Source organism: Janthinobacterium sp., from assembly GCF_031995485.1.
GTDB lineage: Bacteria > Pseudomonadota > Gammaproteobacteria > Burkholderiales > Burkholderiaceae_D > Janthinobacterium.
The window spans coordinates 1-13,678 of record NZ_DAMAGB010000040.1 but is presented as its reverse complement, the minus strand read 5'-3'; the positions used below and the strand labels follow the sequence as shown (position 1 = coordinate 13,678).

The following is a 13,678-nucleotide window of genomic DNA, read 5'->3' as shown; positions in this document are numbered from 1 at the left end:
AAAAAGGAAAAGGGTAAACCATCTTGCCTATAAAAAAAACGGCTGGTGTCGCCACCAGCCGTTTTAGAGTTTGCTAACTTACAAGGTCACGACGACATCAGAATTCGTACTTGACCGTTGCTTGCAGCGCCCATTGCGATTCGCCTTTCAGCTGGCGCGTGACCAGACCTTCGGTCACAGCACGGGTGTTGTACACATACTTGCCGTCTTGCATACCGACGAAGTCGACGAAGCTGCGAACCTGGCCACCAGCGCCCTGGAATTCAACTTCATTGATGCGGCCCCATTTACGGTTCAGCAAGTTACCGAAGTTCAGCACGTCAAAGGTGAAAATACCTTTGTTGCCGTTGAAAAAGCCCGGTACTTCCTGGCTGAAGCGCACATCGAAGCTGTTGGTCCATGGAGCAAAGCTCTTGTTACGGCCTACCACGGTACCGCGTGCATTGCGCAGGTCGCCATTGCTGTTCACCACATTCCAGAACGCTGCTTCGTTGGCGGCGCGGGCCGCTGGCGTGGCGCCGGCAAACACCACTTCGCCCGAGCCTGGCGCGCTAGGAATGTACATCAAGTCATTGCCGGCCAGACCGTCACCGTTCAAGTCATTGTTGATGGTCCAGCTGTATGGCTTGCCGGTACGGCCTTCATAGAACAGGCCAAAGGTGGTCTTGTAGCTGCCGAAGAAACGTTTCTGCCAGTTGACATTGGCCGTGAAACGGTCCTTGACCAGGTAGTTCGAATTCGATGCGACGTTCTCGTTCGGATTGAACACGGCGCGGCCGCCCCAGTTCGAGCTCGAGGTCGACGACGTCAACGGCGACACTTCGGTGGCATCGCTGTAGGTGTACGAACCACCCCACGACAGGCCCTCGCGTACCGGGCTGCGTACTGCCAGCGTCAGCACATTCGATGCACCCTTGTCGGTGTTTTTCGCCATCAGCACCTGGCCGAACGACTGATTGCTGCTGGCCTTGGTCAGTGCGCTGCAGCTGGTGCCGCCGATCAGGCTGCCATTGGCATTCCAGCAAGCCGGGTTGTAGGCATTCGCGCCGTAGTACATCGGACGACCATCGCTGCCGGTCGCCGTTGGCGCGCCCATGTTCAGCTCTTCGTAGTAGATCGAGTCCTTGGTTTGCAAACGCAGATATTCCGCGCTGACAATCAGGCCCATCCATGGCAACTCATGTTCGAACGCCAGGTTGGCTTTCCAGACCGATGGCTGCGCCAGGTCCGGGCTCAGTGCATCCACTTTCATGGCCGGGATGGTCGCGGTCAGGTTGGTCGGCTGCTTGGTCGGATCCGGGTTGAAGAAGCCGTCGGTGTTCAGGCAGGTGCCAGCCGAAGTCGAGCAAGTGATGTTTTGCGTGGCCATGCCGGTGTTCTGGTATGGGTTGCCCAGCCAGACAGACGCCGCAGCACCCTGGAACAGGCCGAAACCGCCGCGCACTTGCATCGGACGTGCCGACTCAAACTTGTAGTTGAAGCCGACGCGCGGCTGGTACAGGTTTTCGCCATCGATAGTGTGCGTATTGTCGATGCCGAAGCCGCCCGTTTGACGACCGTATGGCGATGTGCGTGCTACGGTTGGCAATGCAGCTTGAGCATTGCGGATCGGCGTTTCGCCAATGCGGGTGCCATCAACGCGCAGGCCGGCGGAAATAGTCAGTTGCTTGTTGACGTTCCACGTATCCTGCACGAACAGGCCGATATTTTTCAGCGAGAAGGTGGCGATCGCGTCGTCCAGCGTACGGCCTGGCTGTGCGACCTGGTACGAGTACGAGCTAGGACGGCCACGGCTGAAGTTTTCCAGCACGGCAGCTTGAATTTGTGCGGCGGTCGTCGTTACTGCGCCGCAATTGATGGCGCCAAACGAATAGGCCACGGTCGCGCTGCTGTTGATACAGCCGAAGGTGTAGTTACCGTTCACGTTTTGCAAGAAAGCGTTGTAGACATCGTTCTTGCTGTAATCGGTACCAAACTTGACTTCATGATCATCCAGCACCCATGTACCAGCGGCGTAGAAGTCTTTGGTCTTGGTGTTGAGTACGTTTTTCTGACGGCTCAGCTCGGTACCGAAGTTCAGGAAACGGTTGCCGGTCGCCAGGCTGGACGGCGCGCCAGCTGGCAAGGCGCCCGAGAACTGCAGACCGATAGCCGGCAGATACGCATTGTTTTTCGGTACGCTGTCATACTCGCGCGACGAAACCTTGACTTCGGTCGAGAAGGTTGGCGTCCACTCTGCGGTCCACTGGCCGACCAGCGTTTCCAGGCTCTTGTCCTGGTTATACCAATACGAGCTCAGCGACAGGCCGGTGCCGGAGAAACCGGTGTACAGCGGCTCGGACTGTTCCGTTTTCGTATAGCGCAGCATCATGCGCTGGGTGTCGGTCAGGTTCCAGTCCAGCTTGAGCAGTTTTTCCGTGGCAGTAAATGCCGAGCCACTTGGCACGGCCGAGGTGCCGATATCGATGCCGTACTTGTCCTTGGCGATCGCGATGGCGCTGTCGATGGCGCCTTGCGTGATGGCGACGTTGGTCTGGGCGCTGCCGACCGGACCGAACGCTGGCGTACCGCGCGAGCTCTCGGTTTTTTCGTAGTTGGCAAACAGGAACAGCTTGTCTTCGATCAGCGGACCGCCCAGGGTAATACCCTTGGTGGTGTCTTTCGATTTTGGCGGCGCATAGTAGGTGCCGTCGGTGCTGTTGAAGCGGTCGCCAGCGGTCGAGTCGTTACGGAATACGTAGTAGACGCTGCCTTTGACCTTGTTGGTGCCGGATTTGGTCACGGCGTTGATATTGGCGCCGGTATAACCTTTTTGCGTCACGTCATAGTTGGCGACGTTCACCTGTACCGACTGGATCGCCTCGATCGAGATCGGCTGTTTGCCAGTGGCGGTACCGGAAGCTTCCAAGCCGAAGGTGTCGTTCACGGCCACGCCGTCAATCGTCATCGAGTTGTAGCGCGAGTTCTGGCCGGCGACGGAAATTTCGCCACGGTCCTTGTCGGTTTGCGACAGGCGCGGGTCGGCGCGGGCGTAGTCTTGCAGGCTGCGCGAGATCGATGCCTGGGTTGCCAGTTCCGTCGGGCCGATATTGGTACCGGCGCCCATGTTGTTGCGGTTGAACACCTGGCTGCGAATCGCGTTGCTGCTGACGTTCACCACTTGCATGGCGGCGCCCAGCGTGGCATCGACGTTGGCCGTTTCGGCCAGCTGGATGAACACGCCTTCGCGTTTTTCCACTTCGCCATTCTTGGTGATGGTGATGGTGTAAGGACCGCCGGCGCGCAAACCGCGTGCCACATAGCGGCCTTCGGCATCGGTCGTGACGTTGCTGACGGAACCCGACTCAACGTGAACGATATTGACTTGGGCGCCAGCTGCTGGCTGGCCGTTGTTGGACGAAATCCGTCCGCTGATGGCCGACGTGGTGTTCTGTGCGAACGATGGTGCGGCCGCCAGTGCGATAGACAGGCTTAGCGCGATTTGCGTCAGCCGAAGTCGTTTGTGATTGATCATCTTGTAACCCCAAAAAAGACTATTATTTTTTGAAAATACCGCGATTGCCTCACTGCCCGGCTGCGCCGCACAGCAACACAAACACAACATTCCCTCTTTACTATGCTGCAACTGTTACGCTGGCCGGACTGGTTGCGGACCTTGACGGGGCCTGCAACCCTGCACCACCACAGCCATCCTGATTGCCACAAAAACGGTCGATGGCAAGCCATCATTCCCCATGACACAAGGCGCTAGCTCCCGTGACATGCACTGCGCGGCGCGACCAGCGAAACAAGTCTAGCCGGCAGTGTAATTGTTAAATATTTCAGGACTGTGACACGGCCATGACATCTGGCAAAGGCGGACATATAAAATCGCGTCATGCTGCTTCACTCTGCATGTCACCTTGATCTACTGCGAAAAACCTGCTTCTTGCCGCTGGAGCCTGACAAATTGTGACTTTTTACCATCACCCTCATCTCACTATGCATCATCGAAAAATGGATGACAAATACGATTTTTTTTAAATATTTATATATTTAAAGTATAAATGACAGAGATGAATCAATGAAAAATTTGTGTGACACCACAGCATAAGCTTATGGCGCGAGATTATAAGTGAGCAATTTGTGCTTGAAATTGTTTCATTTACGAAATGCGGAAAAGCGCAAAATTGTGTCGCTTGGCAGCCACAAAATTAACAGAAAGACAGCGAAGATCGGGGAAATGGGGACACGAGGACGGCCGGAGATTCCGGCCGCCTTGCTAGAGTCGGTTGCAACTCTGGAGGGACTTACGGTTTGAGTATCTTGCTGGCGGAGTCCGATGCGGCGATCTGCGCTTCAAATGTGGCAAAACGTGAATCAAGTGATTTTAATAAACGTTGTTTATCTGCCTCAGCCAGGAAGGAATAGCGCAGGCTGTTGTACGACAGCTTCTTGATTTCCGCGTAATCGGTCTTGTACTGGCTGGCAAACAGTACATACTCGTTCGACAGCGTATTGCGCGACACGCCCGCGTCATCAGTCGAGATCACGAATGGCACGCCATACTTGCGGTACAGGGTCACGGGATGGGCCTGGCCCTTGATACCGAGAATGTAGTCATTGCTGGTCAGGTTCACTTCCACCGGGATGCCGCGCGCGCGCATTTTTTGCATGGTGGCCAGCGCATTGGTCTCATGCGCGATATCCATGCCGTGACCGATGCGGTTGGCGCCGGCCACCTCCACTGCTTCGGCGATATGGAAGGCCAGGCCTTCGGGCGGCACCATGCCCAGTGCCAGCTCGCCCGCATGCAGGGCGATCTTCACGTTCGGATACTTGGCCTTGAGGAACTTAAACATTTCCATGTGCAGGCTGTAGTCGCGCATGGAGACGTTTACGCTTTCCTGGCCGACAATATTGACGCCCACCACCAACGGGTTCAGGCTGGCCGCCTTGAAGCCCGCCACCATCGACGAGAACACTTGCGATGGCGACAGGAAGCGCAGCACATAGGCCTGGTAGCGCATGGTGAAGCTGGCGTCGTCGATGCCGGCGCTGCTGGCGTTCACGTTGTCGTTGTAGGCGGTGATGCTTTTCTGGAACGCGCCATCCTGCTCCAGCGTTTGCGTCCAGCTGGCCAGCACGGCCTGTAAGGCGTCCGGCTTCATGTCCGGCGCCAGTACCTGCTGGTCAAATTGCGGATTCGACACGAACGGCGACAATTCAAAGATGGTTTCGATATAGCTCAGGTTTTCGGCAATCGCGCGCTGCTTGAGGGTTTTCAGGCCCTCGCCGGTATTGCTCGACGCCACCGGGCCGAAGTAGCCGAAGGTGTCAAAAAAGGTACGGTCAGGCGGCGTCTGCTGGCCGCTGTGGTTGTAGAAATCCTTGGTCGACCAGCGCTGCAGCAGTTCCGCGTACAGGCCGGCATCGGCAAATACTTCGGTCGATGACAGGCAGCTGCGCTGGCCGGCCGGTTTGGCACGCTCGGCCGCCACGACGTCTTTCCGGCTTTCGATGCGGTAAGTGGTTTTGTTGACGCAGTAGTTTTCCTTGTCGACCCATTCCAGGAATTGCTCGGCATAGATGGCGCCCGAGTAATGGTGATGCAGGTCGCCGCCCTTGGGCATCATGGAAAAGAACAGGCTCAGCTCGGCGGTTTTGGGTTGGCTGCCGGCAACCAGTGTGGCGAAATGGCGGGCGGTGGCCGCTTCATTGGCGGACGGGCTGGCTGCCTGGGTGGCAGCCGAAGCGGACATGGCCAGCGCCACGGCCAATGCCAGGCGAGTGAATTTCTGTTGCATCAGGATTCCCGATCAGGGTGGTGGTTGAACAAGGTAAGGTCAGCCCTGCTCCCGCACATGCACGCGCACGCCACCCGAATAGGTGGCGGCCACGGCGCGGTCGTCACCCAGCAGCGCCAGGGCGAACAGCAGTTCTTCCAGGCTCTGGCAGCCGGCCGTGCGGCGCTCCAGCAGCGGCGTGGCTTTCTTGTCGAGCACGATGAAATCCGCCTCCGTGCCGGGCGCGAAATTGCCAACGATACCCTCGAGCTGCATGGCGCGCGCGGCGCCCAGCGTGGCCAGGTAAAACATGCGCAAGGCGGGCAGGTAGCTGCCTTTCAAGCGTGCTACTTTATAGGCTTCGTTCATGGTTTGCAACATCGAGAACGAGGTGCCGCCGCCCACGTCCGTCGCCAGCGACAGCAGCACGCGGGCCGCATCGGCCTTTTCAAAATCGAACAGGCCGCTGCCGAGGAACAGGTTCGAGGTCGGGCAGATGGCGGCCGCCGATTGCGTCTCGGCCATGCGCGCGCGGTCGCGTTCGTCGAGCCAGATGCAGTGGCCGAACATGGCGCGCGGGCGCATCATGCCGTAGTGGTCGTACACGTCGAGGTAGCTGCGCGCCTGCGGATGCAGCTCGCGCACCCAGCGGCATTCGTCCTCGTTTTCCGATACATGGGTCTGCAAAAAGGTATCCGGGTAGGCGCGCGCCAGCTCGCCCGCCAGGTGCATCTGCTCGTTGGTCGAGGTCGGAACAAAACGGGGCGTGATCGCATACAGCGAGCGGCCACGCTTGTGCCAGCGCCGTATCAGCTCTTCGCTTTCGCGCGCGCCGGACTCGGCCGTGTCGCGCAGGAACTCGGGACAGTTGCGGTCCATCATCACCTTGCCGGCCACCATGCGCAGGCCGCGCGCCTCGCTGGCGCCAAAGAAGGCATCGACCGATTGCGGATGCACGCTGCCATACACCATGGCGGTGGTGGTGCCGCAGCGCAGCAGTTCGTCGAGGAAAAACTCGGCCACATTACGCGCATGCACGGGATCTTCAAATGCGCGCTCGGTCGGAAACGTATACTGCTCCAGCCACGGCAGCAGGCCGGGCGCGGGCGAGGCGATCATTTCCGTCTGCGGAAAATGCAGGTGCGTGTCGATAAAGCCGGGCACGATCAATTTGCCGCGGTAGTCAAGCACCTCGGTGCCGGCCGGCAGCGTCGGCAACAGCCGGTCGTAGTCACCCGCAGCGAGGACCTTGCCATCTGCCACGAGCAGCAGGCCGTCCGCATGCCAGGCGTGCGATTCCTCGTTGAACGCGGGATCGGCGTGAAAGTGCAGCAAGCTGGCACGGTAAGCTTGCACGGAAACTGGAACTATCGGCATGACTTCTTTCTATGACTGGTGAACCGCGGCGCGGATGGCGCTGCGCGGTGGCGTGCTGGCAGTAACCAGCCGCAGCGGCGTGGCCAGGGCCGCTTGCGCAGCGTCCTCCCACACCATTAATAATTGACAGACGACCGAGGCCGCGATCACGGCCGGCGCCTTGTTGCGGATGCCGGCCATGCCGATCGGGCAGACCATGGCGGCAATTTTCTCATCCGACACCCCCTTGGCCTGCAGGCGGTGCTCAAACTGCTTGCGTTTCGTGTGCGAGCCGATCAGGCCGAACCAGCCGGCATCCTCGCGCGCCATGATCGCTTCGGTCAGGCGCTGGTCGAGCGCGTGGCTGTGCGTCATGACCAGGAAACTGCCGCCAGCCGGCGCCATGCCGACAAACTCTTCCGGCGTATCGGTGGCGGCCAGGCGTACATTATCGGGCAAATCTGGCGGGAACATGTCCTCGCGTTCATCGACCCAGGTGACATTGCACGGCAGGTCGGCCAGCGCGCGCACGATGGCGGCGCCCACATGGCCGGCGCCAAATAAAGTCAGATGGGCGCGCGGCGCCAGGCACGGGTCGACCAGCCAGCGCCGCCCGCCGCCATCCTGCGCCACATGCGCGCCGCGCTCGCGTGAAAACGTGTCGGGCGCCTGGCCGACGGTGCCGCTCAGCCATGCGCCATCGGCATCGAACAGGCTTGATGCCGGCTGGCCATCGAGCGCGATGACGCGCCAGCTGTCGTCCTGGCGGCGCTCGCGCAGTACCTGCAACACGGTAGCGAGATGGCCATCGACCGGCTCGAACGCCAGCCAGACCACGCCGCCGCAGCACTGGCCCAGGCTGGGTCCGAGCGCGAAGCGTTCCAGTTTTGCCTGCGTGGCGCCGGTCGCCAGCATGGTCTTGGCGATCTCCACCGCGCGCAATTCCAGGTGGCCGCCGCCGATGGTGTCGAGCTGGCCTTCATTGTGGACGCGCATCTTGGCGCCCGCTTCGCGCGGACCCGAGCCTTCCACGAGGGCTACCGTGACCAGTACCGAAGGGGTAGTGTCATCGGGCAGTGCCGTCAGCCAGTCGCTCATGGTTTGCTCCTCACGCGGCCAGTTTTGAAGCAGCCTGCACCGCCATCACGGCCTTGAGGATTTCCTCGCTGGTCGCCGGCGCATTCAATGGTGGCTGCACGGCATGGCCGCCGACGCTGGAAATGGCGTCGCGGATCGCAAAGAACACGGAAAACGGCAGCAGCAGCGGCGGCTCGCCAACGGCTTTCGAGCGGTGGATGCTGTCTTCCACATTGCTGTTCTGGAACAGCTGGACGCGGAAGTCCTCCGGGCAATCGGAAATGCCGGGAATTTTATAGGTCGATGGCGCATGCGTCATCAGCTTGCCAGCGCCGTTCCACCACAACTCTTCCGTTGTCAGCCAGCCCATGCCCTGGATAAACGCGCCTTCCACCTGGCCGATATCGATGGCCGGATTGAGTGACTGTCCCGCGTCATACAAGGCGTCGGCGCGCAGCAGTTTCCATTCGCCGGTCAGGGTATCGACCACCACTTCGGCCACGGCCGCGCCATAGGCGTAATACGAAAACGGATGGCCGGTCATAGTTTTCGCGTCCCAGTGCAGGCCGGGGGTGGCATAGAAACCATCGGACCACAATTGCACCCGCGCCAGATACGCCTTTTGCACCAGTTCAGGAAACGGCAACACATGGCCATTGACATGGATATGGTTGTCAAAGAAACGCACGTCAGCCGCTTCGCCGCCATACAGTTTGACCGCATAGTCGCTCATGCGTTCCCGGATCTGGCGCGCCGCATCCTGCGCCGCCTTGCCGTTCAGGTCGGCGCCGGTGGAAGCCGCCGTGGCCGAGGTATTGGCCACCTTGCTGGTGTCGGTGGCGGTGGCCCGCACGCGTTCCAGGTCCAGCCCCAGCTCATGCGCGACCACCTGCATCACCTTGGTGTTGATGCCCTGCCCCATTTCCGTGCCGCCGTGGTTGACGAGGACGGAACCATCGACATACACGTGGACCAGCGCGCCGGCCTGGTTCAGATGGCTGACATTGAAGGCGATGCCGAATTTCAATGGCGTGAAGGCCAGGCCCTTTTTCAGCACGGGACTCGCTTCATTGAACGCATCGATGGCAAGGCGGCGCGCGCGGTAGTCGCTGGTCTGTTCCAGTTCGGCTACCAGTTCGTGGATCACATTGTCGACGATCACCTGGCCGTACGGCGTGACATTGCGCCCTTCGCTACCGTCGCGGCCATAGAAGTTGAGCAGACGTATATCGAGCGCGTCGCGTTGCAGATGGCGCGCGATTTCATCGATCACATACTCGATCGCAATCGCGCCTTGCGGCCCGCCGAAGCCACGGAATGCCGTGTTCGACTGGGTATTGGTCTTGCCGCAGGCGGCGCGGATATCGACGTCGGACAAATAATAGGTATTGTCGAAATGGCAGACGGCGCGCGTGGCGACCGGGCCGGACAGATCGGCCGAATAGCCGGCGCGCGAGGTCATGTCGACTTTGGCCGCCAGGATCTTGCCGTCGTTGTCGTAGCCCACTTCGTATTCATAATAAAAACAGTGGCGCTTGCCCGTCACCAGCATGTCGTCGTCGCGGTCGGCGCGCAGTTTGACGGGGCGTTTCAGTTTCGCCGCCGCAATCGACGCCGCCGCCGCCCACAGCGCCGACTGCGATTCCTTGCCGCCAAAGCCGCCGCCCATGCGCCGGCATTCGACCGTGATGTTATGCGAATGCACGCCCAGCGCATGCGCCACCACGTGCTGCATCTCGCTCGGATGCTGGGTCGAGCACAGCACCAGCATGCCCTGCGCTTCCTTCGGAATGGCGTAGGAAATCTGGCCTTCCAGGTAAAACTGCTCCTGGCCGCCCACATACAGCTGGCCCCTGACCACATGCGGCGCGCCTTCGAATGCGGCCTGACAGTCGCCGCGCGTCAGCCGCATCGGCGGCAGCACATACGATTGCGCCGCCTTGGCCGCCTGCGGCGTCATGATCGCCGGCAACTCTTCATACGTGACTTGCGCCAGGCGCGCTGCACGGCGCGCATGGTCGTGCGTATCGGCCACCACGATAAAGATCGGCTGGCCCACGTACTGCACCAGGCCATCGGCAAAGATCGGATCGTCATGGATGATGGGGCCGCAGTCGTTGGTGCCGGGAATATCCCTGGCGGTCAACACGGCAGTGACGCCGATGCTGGCGCGCACGGCGGACAGGTCCATGGCGGTGATGCGCGCATGCGGTTTTTGCGACAGGCCCAGTGCCGCATGCAGGGTACCCTGCAGTTCGGCAATATCGTCGGTATAAGTGGCTTGCCCCAGCACATGCAATTGTGCCGATTCATGCGGACTCGATTTGCCGACGGCGGCCCAGGCGGCCGCTTGCAGTTCAGGCGTGACAGGATGGTTCATGCTGGTCCTTTCAGGCGCGGCAGGCGTAGGCGTTCAATGCGGTACGCAGCAGCGGTGCGCTGCGGCGTGTTTCCAGCCAGAAGCGGCGCAGCAGGTTTTGCGCCGTCGTCATGCGGTAGCTGTTCGATGCGCGCATGTCGGACAGCGGCGCGTAGTCGTCCGCCAGCAGGCCCATGGCGATCACCAAATTCTCTTCCGACCAAGCCTGATTGCGCAGGAACGTTTCCGTTTGCGTGGCGCGCTGCGGCGTGGCGGCCATGCCGCCAAACGCAATACGGGCGGCCACGATGCGCTCGCCATCGAGCTCGAAAGCAAACGCGGCGCACACGGCCGAGATATCCTGGTCAAAGCGTTTCGCCAGCTTATAGGTACGGAACTGCACCCCGGCACGCGGCAACGGCACGCGCAGCGCTGCGACGAATTCGTCCGGGCGCAGATCCTTTTTCTGATAGCCGAGGTAAAAATCTTCGAGCGGCATCGTGCGCTGGCCGCCAGTTCCGCGCAGCACGATCTGCGTGCCGAGCGCAATCAGCCACGGCATCGAGTCGCCGATGGGCGAACCGTTGGCCACATTGCCGCCCAGCGTGCCCGCATTGCGGATCGGCAAGGAGGCAAAGCGCTGCCACAGCTCCGATAGTTCCTCTGGATAATGCTCGCACAGCGCCGCATAAGCATCGTTGAGGCTGGCGCCAGCGCCGATTTCCAGCTGGCCATCGGCCACGCTGATGGTTTTCAGGGCCGCCACATTGCCCAGGTAAATAATGTCGCCAAGGTCGCGCAGTTGCTTGGTGACCCACAGGCCCACATCGGTGGAACCGGCCAGCAGCGTGGCTTGTGGCTTGTCCGCACGCAGTTGCACCAGTTCATCGACAGTGCGTGGCGCATGGAATTGCTGGCCGCGGGCCGCATAGGTATGCAGGCTTGTGCGCTGCAGTCCTTGCAGCTGCTGCGCCAGGGCGCCGCGGTCAAACGTGACTTTCGGCAGTTCGCTCATGCGCCTGGCAGCATCGATAATCGGGCGGTAACCGGTGCAGCGGCACAGATTGCCAGACAGGCCATCGTCGATCTCGCAACGCGTGGGCGCGGCGCCATCTTTTTTCAGATACATGCCCCACAGCGACATCACGAAACCGGGCGTGCAAAAGCCGCATTGCGAACCGTGGCATTCCACCATTGCCTGCTGCACCGGATGCAGTTCGCCATCAGGTTGTTGCAGATCTTCCACAGAAAACAGCGCCTTGCCGTCCAGAGTGGGCGTCAGCTGGATGCAGGCGTTGACCGTTTTCATTTCCACCTGGCCATCGACCAGGCTGGCGACGACTACCGTGCAGGCGCCGCAATCGCCTTCTGCGCAGCCTTCCTTGGTGCCGGTGCAATGCAAATCCTCGCGCAGATGCTGCAAGACAGTCTGCGTGGGAGCGGCATCATGCACTTCCTGCACGGCGCCACGGTAATAAAAGCGAATCGGTTCTGACATGCTGGCCTCGGTATCGTCCTAGTGGTACAGATTAACATCGGCACACGGTACAACTATATGCAAATACTGATTTCACTTATCTATTATGGTGAATAATACTCAGCCAGCGTACGGATGCGTGGCATGCCAGTGCTCGGCAATATCGATGCGGCGCGTGATCCATACCTGTTCATGGCTCTGTACATAGTCGAGAAAACGCGCCAGCGCCGCGGCGCGGCCCGGCCGCCCCACCAGGCGGCAATGCAGGCCGACCGACAGCATCTTCGGCTGGTTCAACCCGTTCGGGTCGCCTTCCGCATACAGCACATCGAAGGCATCCTTGAGATAATCGAAAAACTGCGTGCCCGAGTTAAACCCCTGCATGGCGGCAAAGCGCATGTCGTTGGTATCGAGCGTGTACGGCACAATCAGCTGCGGCTGCACGGCTGGCGCACCGCTCGCGTCCGTGTACGCCACCTTTTCCCAGAACGGCAGGTCGTCGCCATAATAATCGGCGTCGTAGCGAAAACCGCCATGTTCGACCACCAGTTTGCGCGTATTCGGCGAATCGCGCCCCGTGTACCAGCCTTGCGGCGCGGAACCTGTCAGTTCGCGGATGATCTGCACGGCTTCGCGCATATGTTCGCGCTCTGCCGCTTCATCCATGTTCTGGTATGAAATCCAGCGCAGGCCATGGCAGGCGATTTCGTGCCCGAGCTGCTGGAAGGCCGCTACCGCTTCCGGGTTGCGCTTCAGCGCCATCGACACGCCAAATATTGTCAGCGGCAACTTCCGGTCCTCGAACATGCGCAGCAAGCGCCACAGCCCGGCGCGCGAGCCGTATTCATAGATGGACTCCATGCTCAGGTGACGCGTGGGAAAGGCAGCCGCGCCGATCATTTCCGATAAGAACGTTTCGGACGCCGCATCGCCATGCAGCACGCTGTTTTCCGCGCCCTCCTCATAGTTGAGCACGAACTGTAGTGCGATACGGGCCTTGCCCGGCCACTGCGGATGAGGCGGCGTGCGGCCATAGCCGATCAGGTCGCGGGGGTAATTGTCGTAAGTGCTCATGCGGATCGCCTCGGGAACAATGTGAAATATATGCCCAATCATATAGCCATGCGCGGTCACAGGTATATCATTTGGTCGATAAGCACATTCACCGTCAACGTATAGGATAGCAAATGGGAAAACTCAGCACGCATGTACTCGATATCGCCCACGGCCGGCCCGGCGCCGGCGTCAAGGTGGCCCTGTTCTCGGTCGCGCCGGAAGGCAAGGTGCTATTGAAGATGGATGTGACCAATCAGGATGGCCGCTGCAGCACGCCTTTGCTCGAAGGCGACGCCATGAAGGCGGGCCAGTATGAACTGGTCTTCAATGCGGGCGACTACTTTGCCGCCCAGGGCGTGCAATTGCCCTCGCCCCGCTTTATCGACCTGGTGACCTTGGCGTTCGGCATTGCGCACACGGATGAAAACTACCATGTGCCGCTGGTGGTGTCGCCGTGGTCGTATTCGACTTATCGCGGCAGTTGATTCTGTATCAACCATGTTGGCGCGATTGGCGCGAATGGGCGCCGCTGGTGGTAATGGCAGATGACGCGGCCGCACACGACCGTAGGTCGGATCAGGGCCGCAG

General features: G+C 60.3%; 8 protein-coding genes. 1 reads left to right on the top strand and 7 read right to left on the bottom strand.

Features of this window, described 5'->3' with window-relative positions; genetic code table 11:
* Positions 1 to 97: 97 nt before the first annotated feature.
* From RTQ46_RS19830 to puuE, 7 genes are all read right to left on the bottom strand, one after another.
* Positions 98 to 3,514 (bottom strand): TonB-dependent receptor, encoded by a 3,417-nt coding sequence (locus RTQ46_RS19830; protein WP_312439307.1) that lies wholly within the window; start codon positions 3,512 to 3,514, stop codon positions 98 to 100.
* A 775-nt stretch (positions 3,515 to 4,289) separates the two neighbouring features.
* Positions 4,290 to 5,786: an adenosine deaminase gene (locus RTQ46_RS19825; protein WP_312439306.1), complete on the bottom strand. Its 1,497-nt coding sequence runs from the start codon at positions 5,784 to 5,786 to the stop codon at positions 4,290 to 4,292.
* Between the two features lie 39 nt (positions 5,787 to 5,825).
* The gene (gene guaD / locus RTQ46_RS19820; RefSeq protein WP_312439305.1) at positions 5,826 to 7,142 is read right to left on the bottom strand and encodes a guanine deaminase; all 1,317 of its coding nucleotides are present in this window, start codon (positions 7,140 to 7,142) and stop codon (positions 5,826 to 5,828) included.
* Positions 7,143 to 7,151: 9 nt separating this feature from the next.
* Positions 7,152 to 8,219, bottom strand: a complete 1,068-nt coding sequence (gene xdhC, locus RTQ46_RS19815; protein WP_312439304.1) for a xanthine dehydrogenase accessory protein XdhC — start codon at positions 8,217 to 8,219, stop codon at positions 7,152 to 7,154.
* Positions 8,220 to 8,229: 10 nt separating this feature from the next.
* A complete protein-coding gene (gene xdhB, locus RTQ46_RS19810; protein ID WP_312439303.1) occupies positions 8,230 to 10,578 on the bottom strand; it encodes a xanthine dehydrogenase molybdopterin binding subunit in 2,349 nt (782 codons plus the stop codon).
* A gap of 10 nt (positions 10,579 to 10,588) precedes the next feature.
* Positions 10,589 to 12,055: a xanthine dehydrogenase small subunit gene (gene xdhA, locus RTQ46_RS19805; RefSeq protein ID WP_312439302.1), complete on the bottom strand. Its 1,467-nt coding sequence runs from the start codon at positions 12,053 to 12,055 to the stop codon at positions 10,589 to 10,591.
* Between the two features lie 99 nt (positions 12,056 to 12,154).
* Positions 12,155 to 13,108: an allantoinase PuuE gene (puuE, locus tag RTQ46_RS19800; protein ID WP_312439301.1), complete on the bottom strand. Its 954-nt coding sequence runs from the start codon at positions 13,106 to 13,108 to the stop codon at positions 12,155 to 12,157.
* Positions 13,109 to 13,221: 113 nt separating this feature from the next.
* On the opposite strand from puuE, the gene uraH reads away from it, so the two are divergent.
* Positions 13,222 to 13,575 (top strand): hydroxyisourate hydrolase, encoded by a 354-nt coding sequence (gene uraH / locus RTQ46_RS19795; RefSeq protein WP_312439300.1) that lies wholly within the window; start codon positions 13,222 to 13,224, stop codon positions 13,573 to 13,575.
* The last annotated feature ends 103 nt before the right edge of the window (positions 13,576 to 13,678 follow it).